17 protein-coding genes and 1 pseudogene are annotated in these 19,193 nt (G+C 70.2%); 11 read left to right on the top strand and 7 right to left on the bottom strand.

Going from position 1 to position 19,193, the window contains the following annotated elements:
- Positions 1 to 7 precede the first annotated feature (7 nt).
- A complete protein-coding gene (locus tag ITI46_RS15095) occupies positions 8 to 736 on the bottom strand; it encodes an ArsR/SmtB family transcription factor (RefSeq protein WP_209240053.1) in 729 nt (242 codons plus the stop codon).
- A gap of 65 nt (positions 737 to 801) precedes the next feature.
- Between ITI46_RS15095 and ITI46_RS15090 the strand changes: the two genes are divergently transcribed.
- On the top strand, positions 802 to 1,467 hold the full coding sequence (locus ITI46_RS15090) for a flavin reductase family protein (RefSeq protein WP_209240052.1): 666 nt from the start codon (positions 802 to 804) through the stop codon (positions 1,465 to 1,467).
- Between the two features lie 78 nt (positions 1,468 to 1,545).
- Entirely contained in the window at positions 1,546 to 2,622 is a 1,077-nt protein-coding gene (locus ITI46_RS15085) for a cation diffusion facilitator family transporter (protein ID WP_209240051.1), read from the top strand.
- Between the two features lie 85 nt (positions 2,623 to 2,707).
- On the opposite strand, the gene ITI46_RS15080 is transcribed toward ITI46_RS15085, so the two are convergent.
- A complete protein-coding gene (locus ITI46_RS15080) occupies positions 2,708 to 4,108 on the bottom strand; it encodes an MFS transporter (protein ID WP_372451951.1) in 1,401 nt (466 codons plus the stop codon).
- Positions 4,109 to 4,490: 382 nt separating this feature from the next.
- Between ITI46_RS15080 and ITI46_RS15075 the strand changes: the two genes are divergently transcribed.
- Positions 4,491 to 5,378 carry an SAM-dependent methyltransferase gene (locus ITI46_RS15075; RefSeq protein WP_209240050.1) on the top strand — a complete coding sequence of 296 codons (888 nt, stop codon included), beginning with the start codon at positions 4,491 to 4,493 and terminating at the stop codon, positions 5,376 to 5,378.
- An 85-nt stretch (positions 5,379 to 5,463) separates the two neighbouring features.
- Here ITI46_RS15075 and ITI46_RS15070 read toward each other — a convergent pair whose 3' ends face one another.
- The gene (locus tag ITI46_RS15070; protein ID WP_209240049.1) at positions 5,464 to 6,522 is read right to left on the bottom strand and encodes an aldo/keto reductase; all 1,059 of its coding nucleotides are present in this window, start codon (positions 6,520 to 6,522) and stop codon (positions 5,464 to 5,466) included.
- A gap of 182 nt (positions 6,523 to 6,704) precedes the next feature.
- On the opposite strand from ITI46_RS15070, the gene ITI46_RS15065 reads away from it, so the two are divergent.
- Positions 6,705 to 7,739, top strand: a complete 1,035-nt coding sequence (locus ITI46_RS15065; RefSeq protein WP_209240048.1) for a YncE family protein — start codon at positions 6,705 to 6,707, stop codon at positions 7,737 to 7,739.
- 96 nt (positions 7,740 to 7,835) lie between these two features.
- Here the strand turns inward: ITI46_RS15065 and ITI46_RS15060 are convergent, their stop codons facing one another.
- Entirely contained in the window at positions 7,836 to 8,261 is a 426-nt protein-coding gene (locus ITI46_RS15060; protein WP_209240047.1) for a DUF4259 domain-containing protein, read from the bottom strand.
- 144 nt (positions 8,262 to 8,405) lie between these two features.
- Between ITI46_RS15060 and rpmF the strand changes: the two genes are divergently transcribed.
- The 5 genes from rpmF to ITI46_RS15035 all read left to right on the top strand — a co-directional run bounded on the left by rpmF (position 8,406) and on the right by ITI46_RS15035 (position 14,857).
- Positions 8,406 to 8,576, top strand: a complete 171-nt coding sequence (gene rpmF / locus ITI46_RS15055) for a 50S ribosomal protein L32 (protein ID WP_209240046.1) — start codon at positions 8,406 to 8,408, stop codon at positions 8,574 to 8,576.
- A gap of 6 nt (positions 8,577 to 8,582) precedes the next feature.
- Positions 8,583 to 9,764: a GTP-binding protein gene (locus ITI46_RS15050; protein WP_209240045.1), complete on the top strand. Its 1,182-nt coding sequence runs from the start codon at positions 8,583 to 8,585 to the stop codon at positions 9,762 to 9,764.
- Between the two features lie 197 nt (positions 9,765 to 9,961).
- Positions 9,962 to 12,217, top strand: a complete 2,256-nt coding sequence (locus ITI46_RS15045; protein ID WP_209240044.1) for a HelD family protein — start codon at positions 9,962 to 9,964, stop codon at positions 12,215 to 12,217.
- A gap of 138 nt (positions 12,218 to 12,355) precedes the next feature.
- Positions 12,356 to 13,420 carry a glycoside hydrolase family 43 protein gene (locus ITI46_RS15040; RefSeq protein WP_209240043.1) on the top strand — a complete coding sequence of 355 codons (1,065 nt, stop codon included), beginning with the start codon at positions 12,356 to 12,358 and terminating at the stop codon, positions 13,418 to 13,420.
- A 171-nt stretch (positions 13,421 to 13,591) separates the two neighbouring features.
- On the top strand, positions 13,592 to 14,857 hold the full coding sequence (locus tag ITI46_RS15035) for an alginate lyase family protein (protein ID WP_209240042.1): 1,266 nt from the start codon (positions 13,592 to 13,594) through the stop codon (positions 14,855 to 14,857).
- An 81-nt stretch (positions 14,858 to 14,938) separates the two neighbouring features.
- On the opposite strand, the pseudogene ITI46_RS15030 reads toward ITI46_RS15035, so the two are convergent.
- Positions 14,939 to 16,207: pseudogene (locus ITI46_RS15030) on the bottom strand (IS701 family transposase).
- 202 nt (positions 16,208 to 16,409) lie between these two features.
- Between ITI46_RS15030 and ITI46_RS15025 the strand changes: the two are divergent.
- Complete coding sequence (locus tag ITI46_RS15025) at positions 16,410 to 17,216, top strand: alpha/beta fold hydrolase (protein WP_209240041.1); 807 nt, start codon at positions 16,410 to 16,412, stop codon at positions 17,214 to 17,216.
- Positions 17,217 to 17,250: 34 nt separating this feature from the next.
- On the opposite strand, the gene ITI46_RS15020 is transcribed toward ITI46_RS15025, so the two are convergent.
- Positions 17,251 to 17,907, bottom strand: coding sequence for a helix-turn-helix domain-containing protein (locus ITI46_RS15020; RefSeq protein WP_307808175.1), 657 nt, complete (start codon positions 17,905 to 17,907; stop codon positions 17,251 to 17,253).
- A gap of 650 nt (positions 17,908 to 18,557) precedes the next feature.
- Here ITI46_RS15020 and ITI46_RS15015 point away from each other — a divergent pair.
- Positions 18,558 to 18,860, top strand: coding sequence for a hypothetical protein (locus ITI46_RS15015; RefSeq protein ID WP_209240039.1), 303 nt, complete (start codon positions 18,558 to 18,560; stop codon positions 18,858 to 18,860).
- A 55-nt stretch (positions 18,861 to 18,915) separates the two neighbouring features.
- Here the strand turns inward: ITI46_RS15015 and ITI46_RS15010 are convergent.
- Positions 18,916 to 19,193 (bottom strand): VOC family protein (locus ITI46_RS15010; RefSeq protein ID WP_372451950.1); only part of this gene is annotated, 278 nt, incomplete at its 5' end.

Below are 19,193 nucleotides of genomic sequence, written 5' to 3'. Positions count from 1 at the left end.
GGACGGCTCACCGCTGTGCAGCGGGGGAGAAGAGCTCGTCCGGCAGGCCGAAGTGGTCGCGGAGGGCACGCCGTCCCTCGGACGTGACAGCCACCGCGCGGGTGGTGCCGATCCGGGCGACCCATCCCGCGGTGAACGCGTGGCGGCACAGCGCGGCGCCGACGGCGCCCGCGAGATGGGGGCGCCGTTCCGTCCAGTCCAGGCACGACCGCACCGACGGCCTGCGGGTGCCGGCCGGGACGGAGACGCCGAGCTCGCCGAGCCAGGCGTCACCCTCGGCGGTGAGCCGGAGCCCGTTGTCCCAGTCCAGCAGGGACCGCTCGGTCAGCGCGTCGGTGATCGCGACTCCGAGGGTTCCGGCCAGGTGGTCGTAGCAGGTGCGGGCGTGCGCGAGCGCCGCCTTGCGGCCCGCAGCGGAGAGAGAGCGCGGCGGCGTGCGGTGGTCGGGGGCCAGCGCGGCGAGGTTCTCGACCAGCTCGGCGACGTGCGCATCGGCGAGCCGCACATAGCGGTGCCGCCCCTGCCGCTCCTCCGCCAGCAGGTTTCCGCGTACGAGGGCGTGCAGGTGCTCCGTCGCCGTGGACGCCGCCACCCCCACGTGCCGGGCCAGCTCGCTCGCCGTCCACGCCCGGCCGTCGAGCAGGGCCAGACAGAAGGCCGAGCGCGTGCGGTCGGCCAGCAGCTTGGCGACAGCGGCGAGATCGGGACCTGTGGCGGGAGTGCGCCGAGTGCTCATGTGCACGATTATCGCCCGTAACGCTTCGGCCGGGGCCGAAGCCTCCGCTTCCTACGCTCCCGGCCATGAACACCGCACCCACCGACACCGGCCTCCTGTCCGCAGGCGCGGGCATCGCGCACACCGCGATCGAGCCGAGCATCCTGTACTTCGGGACGCCGGTCGTCCTCCTCTCGACGGAGAACCAGGACGGATCCTTCAACCTCGCGCCCATGTCCTCCGCGTGGGCCCTCGGGCGGACGGTCGTCCTCGGGCTGGGCCGCGAGGGGCAGACCGCGCGGAACCTGGGGGAGCGGCCCGGCCTCGTGATCAATCTGCCCGCCCCCGCGCTGTGGCCCGCGGTGGAGCGGCTGGCACCGCTGACCGGCCGGAATCCCGTGCCTGCGACCAAGGCGGACGGCTGCCGATACGAACCGGACAAGTTCATCGCAGCGGGGCTCCACATGGAGCCTTCCCACACCGTACGGCCCCCTCGTGTCGCCGAATGCCCCCTCCAGTTCGAGGCCCGCGCCGAGCCGCCGCGTCCCGAGGTCTCCGGGGAGTGCGTCATCATCGAAGCCGTCGTACGGAAGGTGCACGCCGATCCCCGGATCGTCGTTCCCGGTACGGATCACATCGATCCCGCCGCCTGGAGCCCGCTCATCTACAACTTCCGCCACTACTTCGGCCTCGGCCCGCAGCTCGGGCACTCCTACCGCAGCCAGACGCCAGACCCGTCCGCACCGGAGTAATTGCGAGCGCATCGCAGCTGGTCAGAGCATGTAAGACAGCTGTAGCCGCAATCGGGTTTCTGTGCCACCGTGACCGGTATGGAGGGGAGAGAGCACCACCACAGCCACAGGGAGCACCACCACGGCCACGGCCGTCACCACCGCCCGTACCTCTCCCGGCTGCGTCACCGGCTGGCCCACATACTCACCCCGCACAGCCATGAGGCGGCGGACAAGGTGGACGCGGCGATGGAGACGTCCCGGGAGGGGATGCGCACGCTGTGGATCTCGCTGGCCGTCCTCGGCGCCACCACGGTGGTGCAGGCGGTCATCGTCGCGCTGTCCGGGTCGGTGGCGCTGCTCGGCGACACGGTCCACAACGCGGCCGACGCGCTGACCGCGGTGCCGCTGGGCATCGCCTTCGTCCTGGGGCGGCGGGCGGCCAACCGCCGCTACACCTACGGGTACGGCCGGGCCGAGGACCTGGCGGGCATCCTCATCGTCGCCACGATCGCCGCGTCGGCGGCGCTCGCGGCGTGGGCGGCGGTGGACCGGCTGCTCGACCCCCGGGAGGTCACGCACCTGTGGGCGGTCGCCGGCGCGGCGCTGGCCGGGTTCGTGGGCAACGAGTGGGTCGCCCGCTACCGCATCCGCACCGGCCGCCGGATCGGATCGGCTGCCCTGGTCGCCGACGGACTGCACGCCCGCACCGACGGCTTCACCTCGCTGGCCGTGCTGCTGGGTGCGGGCGGTTCCGCGCTCGGCTGGCGGTTCGCCGACCCCGTCATCGGGCTGCTGATCACGGGCGCCATCCTCTTCGTCCTGCGGGACGCCGCCCGGGAGGTCTACCGGCGGCTGATGGACTGCGTCGACCCCGCGCTGGTCGCCACCGCCGAGACGGCGCTGCGCGGCGTACCCGGGGTACGCGGCGTGGGGCAGGTGCGGATGCGGTGGATCGGCCACACGCTGCGGGCCGAGGCCGACATCGTGGTCGACGCCCACCTCACGGTCGTGGCGGCGCATGAACTGGCCGTCGAAGCCGAGCACGCCCTGATCCACGCGGTGCCCCGGCTGACCGCGGCAACCGTGCACACCGACCACACGGCGCTCGGCAGCGACCCGCACGCGGCCCTGGCCCACCACGCTCACGGTGCTCTGCGGATCTTGTTGCGGTGAGGGGCTGCCCCTGCCCGATGCTTGCGGGCTGCGGGTCAGTTGTGGCTTGTCGCGCAGTTCCCCGCGCCCCTTCGGGCGCGGGAACCTACCGCCGCGCCGAGTACCGCCAAAAGGCGGGAAACGCGCCCGCAAGGGCAACCATGGCGGCCACCACCAGCAGCCCGCCCCCCACCACGGTGGGGCGGGCCCCCGCGGCGGCGCCCACGGTGCCGTGCAGCAGGTCGGCGAGGCGGGGACCGCCGGCCACCACCACGGTGAACACCCCCTGCATGCGGCCCCGCATCTCGTCGGTTGCGGCGGACTGCAGGATGGCACCTCGGAAGACCATGGACACCATGTCGGCCGCGCCCGCGAGCGCGAGGAAGACAGCCGCCGGCCACAGCGGTCCTGACAAGCCGAACCCGGCGACGGAGAGCCCCCAGACGCAGATCGCGAGCACGACCATCACGCCGTGCCGGCTCACTCGCGAGTACAGGCCCGACAGCACTCCGCACAGCACCGCCCCCACCGGGATCGCCGCGTACAGCACGCCCAGTGAGCTTCCCCCGCCCTCCGGTCCGCCGAAGTCGAGCTGTGCCATCTGCGGGAACAGCGCCCTGGGCATGCCGAGCACCATGGCGATGACGTCCGCCAGGAACGAGACCAGCAGCAGCCGCATCCGCACCAGATAGCGGAACCCGGCGGCGATATCGGCCAGTCCGGCACGCCGGGTCGCGCCCTTGAGCGGCGGCAGCGCCGGGAGCCGCCACACAGCCCACAGCGCCACCAGCAGCGCCAGCGAGTCGCACAGGTACAGCACCGGAAGTCCGAGGACCGGCACCAGCGCACCGGCCAGCAGCGGACCGACGATCTGGCCGAACTGCCACACGGTGGAGGTCAGGGCCGTGGCGGAGGGCAGCTGGCCGGCGGGCACCAGCCGCGCCACCGAGGCGGTACGGGTCGGCTGGTTGATCCCGAACAGCGCCTGCTGCACGGCGAGCAGCACCAGCAGTACGGCGACGGAGCGCGTCCCCGTGGCTGCCTGGGCCCAGAACAGCAGCGAGGTCGCCGCGATCCCGGCGTTGGTGAACAGCAGCAGTCTGCGCCGGTCCATCAGATCGGCGACAGCGCCGCCCCACAGCGCGAAGACGACCAGCGGCACCAGCGCGGCCGCCCCCGCGAGACCGACGAGCGCTGAGGAGCCGGTGTCGTCGTAGATCTGCAGCGGCACGGCGACGGCCGTCAACTGGCTGCCGATCCCGGTGACCACGGTCGACGACCAGAGCCGCCGGAAGGGCGCGATCCGCAGCGGCGTGGTGTCCATGGTGAACCGCCGCAGCCGCCGCAGGCCGGCTCTTCGCCCCGGCACCGAACCGGACCCGGTGTTCGAGCCGGCGTGCTTCGAGGGGGCGGTGGGCTCCGGTGCGGACCGTTCGCCGGAGCCGGTCGAGGAGGGTCCTGACGAGGGCGGACCTGGCTGGTCCTGACGCGGTGTGTCGGTGGTCACCGGCCGATCTCCGTTCTCGGCCGGGAAGTCCCGCCAGGCGTACGCTGCCGCGTCACCCCGGCCGTTCGAGCAGGCTGAAGGGACGCGTTGATTGACGTTAACGCCTACGGTCGCGGCTCGGGGCGGCTGTTGTGTACAGCACCCGGAGCCATACGCGCCGAGCACGGTAACCGGCGCCCCGTAGTCGGGTCAACCGACTATTGACGACCGGGGGTTGGGTGTCGGGCGTCGGGCGTCGGCTGTCAGGCGTTGTGCCCGCGACCGGCCACCTGGTGGCCGGTAATGGTCCGTGCCACCCGTCACGCTCTGGTTGCCTGCGGCTACCATCTTGTAGCGTCCCGCCGGTCGGCCGACCTGCCTCGCCACGTATGGAGGTACATCCGTGAACCCGGATCACTCGGATCAGCAGTGGGACATCGTCTCCGGAGTGGGCGTGACCGCCCTCGCGGTCGCGGCCGGGAGAGCGATTGAGACGTCCCGGCCCGACGCGCTGGTCAAGGATCCGTACGCCGCCGCCTTCGTCGCGGCGGCCCCGGCACCTCTCCCGTTCCCCGTCACCATGGAGGAGTTGGGGGAGCGGTCGGAGCTGCCCGAACTGCTGGGGCTGATGAACGAGTACCTGGGCGTCCGGTCCCGGGTCTTCGACGACTTCCTCACCGACGCAGCGCAAGGCGGCATACGCCAGGTCGTCATCCTCGCCTCCGGCCTCGACACCCGGCCCTTCCGGCTGAAGTGGCCCCGGGGCACCCGCTGTTTCGAGCTGGACCAGCCCCTGGTCCTGGACTTCAAGCTGCGCGTCCTGGACGAGCGCGGCGCGGCAGCGGCGTGCGCCCAAACACCGGTCCCCGTCGATCTGCGCGAGGACTGGGCCGCAGCCCTGGAGGCCGCGGGCTTCGACGCGTCCCGTCCGACCGCCTGGCTGGCCGAAGGGCTGCTGCCGTATCTGCCACCGGAGGCCGAGGAGCGGCTGTTCAAGGAGATCGACCGGCTCTCGGCTTCCGGCAGCCGCGCCGCTGTCGAGTACGCACACGCCACCAACGACGTGCTGCGCCAGGAGCTGTTGCGGGACGGCAGCGCAGCCCTCGGCATCGACCTGCCGGCGCTGCTGCCCGACGGGGACAAGCGCGGCATCGAGGAGCAACTGGCCGCCCTCGGCTGGGAGTACGAGAGCCGCTCGGTGCACGAGTCGGCGCAACTGCACGGCCGTACGCTCACCTCGGCCCCGGAGGCGCTGGAGAGGATGCTGCACCTCTTCGCCCGGCGCCCCTGACCCGGTCCGGAGCTCCGGCGCGCCCGCGGCCGCACTCGGGAGCGCGCCCGCGAGCGCGGCCGGAACCTCCGGCATTTCGGTGGCGTCAGGCGCCTGCCCCCCGGCTGTCGCGGTGGAGGGCGCGGTCCGGGGTGCCGAACCTGTCCGCGGCGAGCCGGGCCTGGTGCCAGTGCGGGTAGATCAGTTGGGGAGCGCTCACCTTGTCGAGCCGTTCCACGTCCTCGGTGCTGAGGCGGACGTCCACGGCGCCGAGGTTGTCCCGCAGCTGTTCGTCCTTGCGGGCGCCGATGACCAGGGTGGTCACCCCGGGCTGCGCCAGCAGGTACGCGAGGGAGACCTGGGCGGGCGAGGCGCCGTGCGCGGCGGCGATGTCGACGACGGTCTCGATGGTCTCGTACAGCTTGGCCTCGTCCCGCACCGGTGGTTCGTCCCACTCGGTCAGATGCCTGCCGCCTTCGGCCTGCTGTCCGCGCCGGTACTTGCCGGACAGGAGGCCGCCGGCCAGCGGGCTCCACACCATGATCCCGAGTCCCTGGTCGAGCGAGAGCGGCACCAGTTCGTACTCGGCGTCGCGGGATTCGAGGGAGTAGTAGATCTGGTTGCTGACGAAGCGCTGGTAGCCGTGTGCGTCCGCGACGCCGAGCGCCTTCATCAGCTGCCACCCGGAGTAGTTCGAGACCCCGAGGTAGCGGACCTTCCCCGCCCGCACCAGGGAGTCCAGCGCCTCCATGGTCTCCTCCAGCGGGGTGAGGCCGTCCCACTCGTGGACGTGGTAGATGTCCAGGTGGTCCGTGCCCAGCCTGCGCAGGCTGCCCTCGACCTGGCCGAGGATGTGATGGCGCGACAGCCCCTGGTCGTTGGGGCCGTCACCCATGGGCATCCGCACCTTCGAGGACAGCAGCAGCCGGTCCCGCCGGCCGGAGATCACCTCGCCGAGTATCTCCTCGCTGAGCCCTGAGGAGTACATGTTGGCGGTGTCGAAGACGTTGACTCCCGCGTCCAGACACATGTCCACCTGACGCCGAGCCCCGGCGACATCCGTGGAGCCGACGTTCCCGAACACGTCCCGGCCACCGAACGTCATCGTCCCCATGGTCAGTACCGAAACCCGCAGGCCGGATCGGCCCAACTGCCTGTACTCCATCCAAGCTCCTCGGCTGTGTCGGTGGGTGCCGGCCGCCGTGCGGCGGTGGCACTCGGCGTCTACCACTCACGCGGCCTGCTCATTCAACCTTCAACCAGCAGCCCGGGAATTGCGTGCGGTGCAATGACTCCTTGCGAACGTTGCACTGGATTCAGCCGTCTTGGTGCCGCAGAGTGCTGGTCATGACCAACAACGACTCCCTGGCCGTGGTGAGCCAGAGCGGCCCCAGCGTCACGTTCTTCTCCGTCGGCTCGTACCACGAACTGGGCACTGTCGAAGTGCCCAGCGAGCCGCACGAGCTCTGCTTCGACCCGGCGCGCCGGCTGCTGTACTGCTCGATCGCCTACCGGTCCGGCTACTACCACAGCAACTCGGGGCGAGCCCACGAGATCGCCGTCATCGATCCGGACGAACGGCGACTGGTCGAGATCATCGATCTCACCCCGGAGCACGCGCCGCACGGGCTGGTCCTGGACCGCGACCGCGACGTGCTCCACATCAGCGTCGAGGCGACGGACTCCGCGCCGGGCGCGGTGCTCGCCCTGGACCCCGACTCCCGGAAGGTGCTGCGCCGCGTCCCGGTCGAGGCGCCCGGCCCGCACTGGTTCACCGTCACCCCGGACGGGCGGTACGCGTACTCGGCCAACAAGGAAGCGCCGTACGTCTCCGTCGTGGAGCTGGAGACCGGACGGCTGCTGCACCGCATCCCGGTGCCCGGCAGCGAGGGTATCGACATCGCGCCGGACGGCAGCTACGTGTTCGTGGCGACCCCGAAGGGCGACTTCTCCGCCGCTTCACGGGGCGACGCGGGAATCGTGGTGATCGACACGGCGGAGCAGCGCGTGGTGCGCACGCTTCCGACGCAGAGCGTCAACTTCCCCGTCCACACGACGAGTCAGGGCCTCGTGCTCACCGGCGAGCTGCGGCTGGCGGAACCCGAACCCGGCACGGAAGGGCTCGGCACCCAGACCGACGGCGTGCTCAACGTCTACTCACGCGCTGACCCCGGCGCTGAGCTGCTGGGGCAGGTGGAGGTGGGCCGGTTCCCGCTGACCATCACCTCGTCCCCCGACGGCTCGACGGCCTACGTCGCCAACGTGGTGTCCTCCACGGTCACCGTGGTGGACCTGCCGGCCCTGCGCCCGCTCACCACCCTGTCGGTGCCCCGCGCCGGCGAGCCGGGCGCTCACGGACTGGCGTACATCCCGGCGCCCTGAGCGGCACAGGGAGCGGCAACCGCCCCTGCGGGCCGGGCTTCCGCCCTGAGCCGTGCATCGTCCCTCCGGCCGTTCGCCCCGGCCGGCCGGGCGCCGTCAGCGGCGCTGCTGTCCGGCCGGCCGGGGCGCGAGTATGCTCCGCAGCCGGTCGATGCCCTCCCGCCAGGAGGTGCTGTCCGAGGCGCCTTCCTCCCACAGCTCCGGCAGCTCGGACGGCTCCGAGACGACCCGGTCGAGTGCCTGGACGGCCAGCGAGCGCAGCCCGGTGAGATCGGGGAGCGGCTCTTCGGGTCCGTCGAGGCCGCCGACGGGGGTGCCGCCGGGGCACTGTGCCGCTATCAGCGCTGCTGCGGCGACGGCCTCCTGGGACTCATCCGCCTCCAGATAGTCACCGGTCCCGGCCACCCGCATGAGCGTGTTGCGGACGATGTCCTCGCGCGCGTCCGCGCTCGCCTCGTCGAGGGCGGCGCAGAAGTCACCCGCGGCGTCGTTGTCGAACGGACCCGTGTCCCAACTACCCATCCAGCTCTCCTGATCGTGCTGACGACCCGGGCATCCTCGCAGCAGCCACTGACAACGGCTGCTGCGATGGCCCAGCAGTTGAATTGCTCTTGAAATTCATTTCCATTAACCTTCCGGAGTCGTCACCACACCAGGAGGTTTCCCGTGGCCGTGCCCAAGCGGAAGATGTCCCGCAGCAACACCCGGCACCGCAGGTCCCAGTGGAAAGCGGCCACGCCGCAACTCGTGCCCGTCACGGTCGACGGGAAGGTCCACCGGGTGCCGCAGCGGCTGGTCAAGGCGTACGAACGCGGCCTGCTGCGGCCGGAGGACTGAGCGCCTGTGACGGGCGACCGGCTTCCCGTGACGGTGCTCTCCGGCTTTCTCGGCGCGGGAAAGACCACCCTGCTCAACCATGTCCTCGGCAACCGGGAGGGCCTCCGGGTGGCGGTGATCGTCAACGACATGAGCGAGGTCAACATCGATGCCGCCCTCGTCCGCGGTGGCCAGGCCGCCCTCTCCAGGACCGAGGAACGGCTGGTCGAGATGACCAACGGCTGCATCTGCTGCACCCTGCGCGACGACCTGCTGGAGGAGGTCGGCCGGCTCGCGGGCGAGGGCCGTTTCGACTACCTGCTCATCGAGTCGAGCGGCATCTCGGAGCCCATGCCGGTGGCCGCCACCTTCGCCTTCCCGCGCGACGACGGCGCCACCCTCGGCGATCTCGCCCGGCTCGACACCATGGTCACCGTGGTCGACGCGGCGAACTTCCTCCCCGAACTCACCGGAGGCGACGGGCTGCTGGAGCGCGGGCTCGATCAGTACGAGGGCGACGAGCGGACCGTCAGCGATCTGCTGACCGACCAGATCGAGTTCGCCGATGTCATCGTGCTGAACAAGCTCGACCTCGTGGACGTGGCGGAGGCCGAGCGCTTGCAGGCCGCACTCGCCCGGCTCAACCCGGTGGCCCGTATCGTCCCCGCCCGGCACGGGCGGGTGGAGCTGCGGGAAGTCCTCGGGACGGGCCTCTTCGACCTCGACCGCGCCTCGCAGGCACCCGGCTGGGTGCGCGAGCTCAACGGCGACCATGTGCCGGAGACCGAGGAGTACGGAATCTCCAGCATGGTCTTCCGCTCCGCCCGGCCCTTCCACGCCGCACGGCTGTGGCGGTTCGTCACCCAGGAGCTGGACAGCGGCGCATTCGGCCAAGTGCTGCGGTCCAAGGGGTTCTTCTGGCTCGCGGACCGCCCGCACGTGGCCGGACTGTGGTCACAGGCCGGCTCCGTGGCCCGGTTCGAGCCCGCCGGCGTCCGGGAGGAGGGGGACCGTGGGCAGGAGCTGGTGTTCATCGGGGCCGGGCTGCGCCCCGAGGCGCTGCGGACGGCGCTGAGCGCCTGCCTCCTCGCCGAGGGCGAGAGCGCCTGCGCCGACGACCCCCTCCCGGCGTGGGACATCCACGGCATGGATGACGGCTGTGCCCATGAGGAAGCCGGCCCCGGCGAGCGGGCGGGGGCGCTCGCGTGAGTTTTCGCCTGAGTGCATAGCAGCCAAGGAATGGCAGTCACGGAAAATCCCCGGTGCCGCATTGCGGGCCGGGGATTGCCTTGGCTATGCTCGGTATTTCTGTGTGTCAACACAGAAAAAGCCCTTGAGAAAGGGCTGTCAGTGAAAAGAACTGTACCGGGCAGGGAGCCGTTTTGTCAAACCGGGGAAGCGCTGAGTTGCAGCACGAGCAGGACTACATCGACCACCTCTACGCCCGGGTCGATGCACTGCGTGCGCAGACCGCGACGGCCGTCGAGGAGGCCCAGCGGCCGGACGGCAACACCCGGCAGGCGCGCGTCGAGCGGGATGTGCGCGTCGCGGAGCGCTCGGGGCTGCTGGCCGCGCTGAACGCGGTGGACGGCTCGCTGTGCTTCGGCCGTATCGACCTCAGCGACGGTGGCTCGCACCACATCGGCCGGATCGGCATCCGCGAGGACGACGACGAGCGCACGCCGATCCTCATCGACTGGCGCGCCCCGGTGGCCCGGCCCTTCTACCTCGCCACCGGACACACCCCCATGGGGCTGCGCCGGCGGCGGCACATCACCACCCTCGGACGTACGGTCACCGAGCTGCACGACGAACTGCTCGACCTGGAGGACGCGGAACGCACCGGCTACGAGGATCCCAGCGGCGACGCCGTCCTCCTCGCCTCCCTCGGCGCGGCCCGTACCGGCCGGATGAGCGACATCGTGCGCACCATCCAGGCCGAGCAGGACCGCATCATCCGCGCCCCGCACTCCGGCGTCCTCGTGGTGGAGGGCGGCCCCGGCACCGGCAAGACCGCCGTCGCGCTGCACCGGGCCGCGTTCCTGCTCTACGAGCACCGCGAGGTGCTCGCCAAGCGCGCCGTGCTGATCGTCGGCCCGAACCCGGCGTTCCTGTCCTACATCGGTGAAGTGCTGCCCTCACTCGGTGAGACCGGCGTGTTGCTGGCCACCCTCGGCGAGCTGTACCCGGGCATCGAGGCACGCGGCACGGACAGCCCGCGTGCTGCCGCGGTCAAAGGCCGTGCCGAGCTGGCGGAGGCTCTGCGGCTGGCCGTACGCGACCGGCAGCAGGTGCCGGAGCCGGGCGAGCCGGTCGTCGTCCCGCACGACGACGGCGATCTGGTCCTCGACTGGCATCTGGTCGACGAAGCGCGCGAGGCCGCCCGCGCCACCCGGCTCCAGCACAACCTCGCCCGCCCGCACTTCGCCTTCCGCATCATCGACGCGCTCACGGCGCAGCTCGTCGAACGTATCGGCACCGACCCCTACGGCGGTCCCAACCTGCTGGGCCCGGACGATGTCGCGCAGCTCGGCAAGGCCGTCGCCGCCAACCCGGAGGTGCACGCGGCGATCTCCCAGCTGTGGCCGGAGCTGACGCCCGAGGAGTTCGTGGCCGACTATCTGGCCGAGCCCACCCATTTGTCCGAGGAGGACGCCGCCGCGATCCGCCGCCCGGTCACCTCGCCGGCCGACTGGACCCCGGCGGATGTACCGCTGCTGGACGAGGCCGCCGAGTTGCTGGGTGAGGACGACAGCGCACAGCGGGCGGCCGCCGAGGCGGAGCGCCAGGAGCGGATCGCGTACGCCGAGGGAGTGCTGGAAGTCGCCCGCGGTTCGGAGTCCTTCGAGTTCGAGGACACCGAGTCGGAGATCCTGGCCGCGCACGACATCATCGACGCCGAGCGGATGGCGGAACGCCACGAGGAGGCCGACCACCGTTCGGCGGCCGAGCGCGCTGCCGCCGACCGCACCTGGGCGTTCGGGCACATCATCGTGGACGAGGCGCAGGAGCTGTCCCCGATGGCCTGGCGGCTCCTCATGCGGCGCTGCCCGACCCGTTCCATGACGCTGGTCGGCGACCCGGTGCAGACCAGCGAGGAGGCGGGGGTCGGCTCCTGGGAGGACATCCTCGCGCCCTACGTCGAAAACCGCTGGGAGCACACCAGGCTCGCCGTCAACTACCGTACGCCCGCCGAGATCATGGAGCTCGCCGGAGCCGTCGTACGTGCAGAGCACCCCGGCTTCGCACCGCCCTCCTCGGTCCGCTCCACGGGCACCCGCGCCTGGGCCAGGCAGGTGACCGGCGACCTGGCGGCCGAGGTCGCCGAGGCGGCGCTGGCGCAGACCCCGGACGAGGGCCGGCTCGCCGTCATCGCACCCCGCCGGCTGCACGAGGCGCTGGCAGCGCGGCTGCCCGGCGTGGTCGCGGGCGCTGAGCCGGACCTCACCCGGCACCTGGTGCTGCTCGCCCCCCGCCAGGCCAAGGGGCTCGAATTCGACCGCGTCCTGGTGGTCGAGCCCGCGGAGTTCGGCACCAGCGATCTCTACGTCGCCCTCACCCGCGCCACCCAGGCCCTCGGCATCCTGCACGAGTCGGCGCTGCCCCCGGCGCTGGCCGAAGCGCTGGACGCGCACAGCGGAAGCGGGGCGCCGAGGCCGTGAGGGCCGCGTACTCGGTCCCCGCAGGGGCACTTGGCGGGGCTGCACCGAAAATTTTCGGGTTCGTCCCGCACCGCTGACCTCGCCCAGCGCGGGCCGTAATGTCCCGGCCGACCGCCACCCCGGCCGAGGAGGGCTTACGTGACCAGCCGCAGAACCGTACTGAAGGGAGCGGCCGGTGCGGCCGCCGGGACCGGGCTCGCCGCGTTCGGTGCACCCGCAGCGGCCCGCGCGGCGGGCGCACCGGCCGCCGCCGCACCCGCGTACACCAACCCCCTCGTACGGCAGCGCGCCGACCCGCTCATCCTGCGGCACACCGACGGCTCCTACTACTTCACCGCGACCGTTCCGGAGTACGACCGGATCGTGCTGCGCCGCGCGCGCACCGTGGGCGGGCTCGCGCAGGCCGAGGAGAAGGTGGTCTGGCGGGCACACGACAGCGGTGAGATGGCGAACCACATCTGGGCGCCGGAGCTCCACTTCATCGACGGCGCCTGGTATCTCTACTTCGCCGCCGGAAGCTCCCAGGACCAGTGGGCGATCCGTCCCTACGTACTGGAGAACACCTCCGCCGACCCCCTTCAGGGCACCTGGAGGGAGCGGGGCCGGATCCGTACGCAGTGGGACAGTTTCGCCCTGGACGCCACCACCTTCGTGCACCGGGGCACCCGCTATCTCGCCTGGGCACAGCACGATCCCTCGCAGAACAACAACACCGACCTCTACCTGGCCGCGATGGACAGCCCCTGGAGCATCACGGGCCCGCAAGTGCGGCTCTCCCGGCCCGAACTGCCGTGGGAGACCGTCGGCTTCGCCGTCAACGAGGGTCCGTTCGTGCTCCAGCGCAACGGGCGGGTCTTCATGACGTACTCCGCCAGCGCCACGGACGCCAACTACTGCATGGGCCTGCTCACCGCGCCCGACGACGCCGACCTGCTCGATGCCGCCTCCTGGACGAAGAGCGAGGAGCCGGTGTTCACCAGCAACGACGGGACGAGCCAGTACGGCCCGGGCCACAGCTGCTTCACCGTCGCCGAGGACGGCAGGACCGACCTGCTCGTCTACCACGCGCGGCAATACAAGGAGATCGAGGGCGATCCGCTGAACGACCCCAACCGGCACACCCGGGTCCAGGCACTGGGCTGGAAGCCCGACGGCACCCCCGACTTCGGCGTCCCGGTCGCCGACTCCCGTCGGCACAGGTAGCGCTCGCCGCGAGCGTACGAACACGGTCCGGCGCCGCCCTTCCGAGCACGTCCCTCCCCACGGCGGGAGGCGAAAGTTTCGGATGGCGGCGGCCGGGATCGTGCGCATGGCGGAACGCGGTTACCGTCGGCTCTCGAACCCCCCACCCCTCGCGGAAAGAGGGCACCCCCCATGAGCCGTAAAGACAACGCACACCGCATCGACCTCAGCCGTCGCCGTCTTCTCAAGGGCACCGCGCTCGGCGCGGGCGCGCTCGCCCTGCCCGGCATCGCCTACGCGACGGCCACGGACCGCGACCCGCAGCAGACCGGCTCCCGGACCAGGGCCGGGGCCGCCGCTCTCACCCATCCGGGGATGCTGCACAGCGCCGACGATTTCGCGCGCATGGCCGAGAAGGTCAAGGCGGGCGCGGAGCCCTGGAAGAGCGGCTGGGAGCGGCTGACCGCCAACGGGCACTCGGCGGCCGGCTGGACGCCCAGGCCGCTGGAGACCGTCGTGCGCGGCGGCGAAGGACAAAACTACCCACAGCTGTACAACGATGTGCACGCCGCCTACCAGAACGCACTGCGCTGGAAGGTGAGCGGGGACACCGCGCACGCCGACACCACACGCGACATCCTCAACGCCTGGTCGGGAAAGCTCAAGACGGTCACCGGGAACTCCGACCGCTTCCTCGCCGCCGGTATCTACGGCTATCAGTTCGCCAACGCCGCCGAGATCATGCGCGGTTACGACGGCTTCGACCTGGCCCGTTTCCAGGACATGATGGCCCGCGTCTTCTACCCGGTGTGCGACCAGTTCCTCAAGGAACACAACGGCGCGTGCGTCACCCACTACTGGGCGAACTGGGACCTGTGCAACATGGCAGCCGTCATGGCCATCGGCATACTCAACGACGACCAGGCAAAGTTCGACCAGGCGGTCGACTACTTCCACCATGGCGAGGGCAACGGCTCCCTCGCGCACGCCGTGCCCTTCCTGCACGACGGCGGGCTCGCCCAGTGGCAGGAGAGCGGCCGCGACCAGGGCCACAGTCTGATGGGCATCGGTCTGATGGGCACCATCTGTGAAATGGCGCTCAAACAGGGCACCGATCTGTACGGGGCCGACGACAACCGCTTCATGAAAGCGTGTGAATACGTCGCCAAGTACAACCACGGCGAGAGCGTGCCGTTCCGTACCTATGAATGGGGCAGCGGGCAGAACTGCAAGCCGGAGCGGCAGACCGTCATCTCGGACGGGTCGCGCGGCCAGGTACGCGCCGTCTGGGAGCGGGTCTACCACCACTACCACTACCGCAAGGGGTACGAGACGCCGTACATGTCGCTGATGGCCCGCAAACAGAGCCCCGAGGGCGGCGGTGGCGACTACGGCTCGACCAGCGGCGGCTTCGATGAACTCGGCTTCGGCACGCTCACCTACGTATTGGAGCGCTAGTAGTGCTTCGTTAGATTCTGGCTCTGGTTTTGCTGGTGGTGAGGGGTCGGCCGCAGGTGGTGCAGATGCCGGTCCAGCACCTCAGTAGGTCCTGGAGTGCGCCCAGGACTTGGTAGAGGTCAGGCCGGCATCCGGGCTTTTGGGTCGAGCCGCCGGAGGGTGAGGAAGGCCTGGGCGGCGGTGACGAGGGTGACGTGGTGGTGCCAGCCGCGCCAGGTGCGGCCCTCGAAGTGGTCCAGGCCCAGGCCTGTGCTTGAGCTCGCGGTAGTCGTGCTCGATGCGCCAGCGCATCTTTGCCCACCGCACCAGATGGGCGACCGGGGTGGTGGCGGGCAGGTTGGTCATCCAGTAGCCGGTCGGCCCGGCCTCGTCTGCGGGCTGCTCGACCAGCAGTGTCCGCAGCGGCAGAACGCCGTCCCACCGGCTGCGGCCACCGGCCTGTTCCTGAGCCGTGCGGCAGGCTTCCTTGCCTGAGGGTCGCACCTCCAGCACGGCGAATCGCGAGGTCATCATGGACTTGCTGCCCTGGCGCCAGGTGATCTCCTCGAAGGAGGTGCCGGCATCGACGAACCCGGTCAAAGGCCGGGGAGCTTCGCGGTAGCGGGGCAGGGTGGGTGGTCCCAGCCCGCCGTATTCCGGCTGATGCGGCTCGGCCGTGGCCGGGCGGGCAATCTCCTTGGGGTCCACCGCCATGACGTAGGACCAGCCGCGTTCCTCCAGCGCGAGCCGGAAGGCCACGCTGCGGCCGTAACCGGCATCGGCCACGATCCCCGGCACTGCCAGGCCCTGTGCGGCCAGCCCCTCCAGCAGTCCCAGGGCCAGGCGCGTCTTGGACACATGCCCGACCTCCTCAGGGACCCCAGCCCGCCGGCGCCGCCGATCATCGTCCGTCCACTCCTCGGGCAGGAACAACTCCCACTCCAGCGGGCACGACGACGTGTCGGTGGCCGCGTGCACACTGACCGCGACCTGGCAGTTCGCCCGCTTGCCCAGCGCTCCGCAGTACTGCCGGGCCACCCCGACCGAAGCAGTGCCGCACTTGGGAAACGACACGTCGTCGACCACCTACACCTCAGGGCTGATCGCCTCACTCAGTCTCTGCGCGATCCGCTGTCGTACCGGCGTCCACTCCCACGGCGACTGGTTCACGAATTGCTGCAGGGCCTGCATGTTGCCGTCCGGCAGCCGCTCGGCCATCGGCTGGATCGACTTATGCCGGCCGTCCGGCATCAGACCCCGCAGATAACACGCGCCCCACCGCCGCTGATCCCGCCGCGGCAGCGAGGCGAACACATCCGCAACGAACTCCGCTAACTCACCCCGGAGCCGTTCCACCTCCCCCAGCTTCACAGCAGAGAAGATGCCCACCACCAGACGAGATCACCCGACGTAACGAAGCACTACTAGTGCTGTGACTGGAAAGGTTCGCCGGTTGCTGTTCGCTTCCGGGACCGGGCTCGCCGGTCGGCTGGGACGGCCGACCGCTGTCGGCAGCACGGGATGTCGGCAGTCTGTCGGTGTGATGTCGGCGGACCGGTACAAGCTTGTGAGCATGACTGCGCTTCTTGCATCATCTGACGACGGCCGCCCCATCACCGCTCTCGACGACGGATCCGGGCCGAACCTGCTCGTGGTCCACCCAGGCGGTGGAGATGCGACGACCTGGGACGGCGTCACCCGCCACCTCACCGACGACTTTCGCGTCGTCAGGATCCGACGACGGATCTACGTTCCCGAAGCAGACATCGCCCTACCTCACTCGATGACCATCGAGGCAGCCGACATTGTCGCCGTCGCGGATCTCCTGGAGTCCCCTGTGCTTCTTGTGGGGCATTCCTCGGGCGCTGTCGCCGCACTGGAAGCCGCATTGCTGGACCCGTCGGCATTCGCCGGACTGTTCCTCTACGAACCGCCGATGCCGACCAAGGAGTTGATCGCCGGGACAGCGGGAGCACGTGCCCGTGCCGCGTTCGACGGGGGCAACCCGGTCGAGGCGATGCGGATCCACATGCGGGACATCGTCCGCATGCCCGCGGCCGTGATCGATGCCATGTTCGCCGACCAGCACATGCGAGCAGCGTTGTCCGCCTACGCGGCGGCACAGATCGCAGACAATGAAGCGATCGACGCGCTCGGCGTCGGTATTGATCGCTTCGCGACGCTCGAAGCACCGACGACCCTGATCGAAGGCGATCTCAGCCCCTCCCACCTGCGCGAACGTCTGGCCGACCTGGCGGCAGCCCTGCCGAATGCGCGAATTGTCACGCTCACTGGCCAGGGACACATTGCCCACCTCGCCGCTCCTGACACCCTGGCCAAAACCATCCGGGACATGGCGAAACAGGTTCTCCACCTATGACCGGTGCCGTGACCGCACCGGCTCGCCGGGCTGGTCAAGCTGCGGGTGCCAGGGGGCGCCCTCCCCAGCGGATGCCCTTCTCGCTGCGGATGCGGGCGCGTTCCTTGCGCTGGGCGGCGAGGACATCGGGGTGGCGGGCGTTGGCATTGCGCCAGTGCAGGTAGCGGTGCAGGGCCCGGGTCTGCACCGTGTGGTTCGGATGGTTGGAGTTGGCCAGGGTGAACTGCCGCAGCGGGGTGCGCTGGAAGGTGATGCCGCGGCGCAACAGCAGGCACCGTAAGGCTTCCTGGCCGATGCGGATGATACGTCCGTGCACGCGGCGCAGGTAGGCGGCGAGTTTGCGGATCGACCAACGGGTGAAGGGCTGGCCGAGCGTGGTGGGGCGGGTGGTGGCCGCCTGGATGACGAAGTCCTCGTCGTCATCGCTGAGCAGGCGGGGACGGCCTCCCGCCCATCGAGGGTCCAGGCAGGCCAGGCAGATCTCGTTGAACCGGTGGATCACATCCCGCACCGTGTCCTCGTCGGCCTGGACCAGTTGGGCAATCACCGGGACGCGGTTTCCGCCGGCGGAGGCCAGCAGCATCATCGCCCGGCGACAGCGCACCGAGCTGATACTGCCTCGGCGGACGATCTGCTGCAGCTTCTGCCCTTCCTGATCGGTCAGTCTGCGCACCCGCACGGGCTCGGCCACCACACCTCCAGCAGTCGGAACGGAGTCACCACCCATCCAACCGCTCCAACTGCGAACCCGGCGAACCTATGTGGTCACAGCACTAGGTCACACATCGGCGGTGTCTGGTCGGACTGTTGGGGGATGACCGTGCGGATGCCGCGGCTTCATTTGACGTTGCCCAACATGAGGAGGATAGCCAGGGGCAGCCCACGCCCATCGGCAGCGAGGTGGATCTTCCAGTTCGTCACACCTCTGAACTTGCCCATCCGCTCATGTGATCGCCCCGTGCCACAGCCCGCTCGGCGCAGCGGCTCACTCACGTCAGCGATGCGTGAGCAGACTGTGCTGTACAGAGCCATCAGCACCTGCGCCGGTTGGACCGTCTCACGGATCTGGCGGGACTTCGGCCTGCAGCCCACGGTTCAGGAGCCTTCGAGTTGTCCACGGACCACGGACCCCTGCTTCGTGGACAAAGTTCAGTTCACGACGTGGTCGGGCTGTGCCTGGACCGGCCCAAGCGGACGTTGATGTTCTGCGTCGATGCGAAGAGCCAGGTCCCGTGCATTGGACAGCTCGCAGCCCGTGCTGCCGATGATGCCGGGCGCCCTGCAACCGATCACCCGGGACCACGTGCGAGCCGGCGTCACCGCACTCTTCACCGCCTGGCAGTGGCCACCGGCAAGGTGATCGGCTCTTTGCACCGCAGGCACCGAGCTGAGGAGTTCGAGACGTTCCTGATCGAACAGGACCAGGAGATCCCGGCTGTCAAGGCTTGGCTACTGGCCCACCGCTGGAACACCGCCCAAGTCCTACCTCTGGACGAGGACGGCAGGCGAATTTATGGCGCGTTCTTGTGCGTACACGTGATGTGTGACCCGTTCCGGGTGAAGGCGATCGGTACGTTGCGCGGGGTTCCGTCCTTGCCGACGTCACCAGGCGGGTCACCGTCGCTGTCCAGCAGCTCTGGCTGATCGGGTGGTTCAGAACCTCGATGACCTCGTCCGGCCGCGTGGTTCGTTTCCTTCCTCAGCGCAGTTGCTCGGCCAGTCCGACGATGATGCCCTCCGGGCCGCGGATGTAGCAGAGCACATAGCTGTCCTCGAACCGGGCGATCTCGCCGAGGAGTTCGGCGCCGTGAGGGCGCAGGCGCGCAACGGTGTCCTCGATGTCGTCGACGGCGAACATGACGCGGTGCGTGCCCAGAACGTTGTGCGGCCGGTTGCGCGGCCCGGCGCTGATCACCGCGGGGCTGCGGTACTTCGCCAGCTCGAGCCGGCTGTGACCGTCCGGGGTCCGGAGCATCG

The sequence above is a fragment of the Streptomyces oryzae genome (assembly GCF_017676365.1).
Taxonomy (GTDB): Bacteria; Actinomycetota; Actinomycetes; order Streptomycetales; family Streptomycetaceae; genus Streptomyces; species Streptomyces oryzae.
The sequence above is the reverse complement of the archived record's forward strand: the minus strand, read 5'-3'. Positions and strand labels throughout refer to the sequence as shown.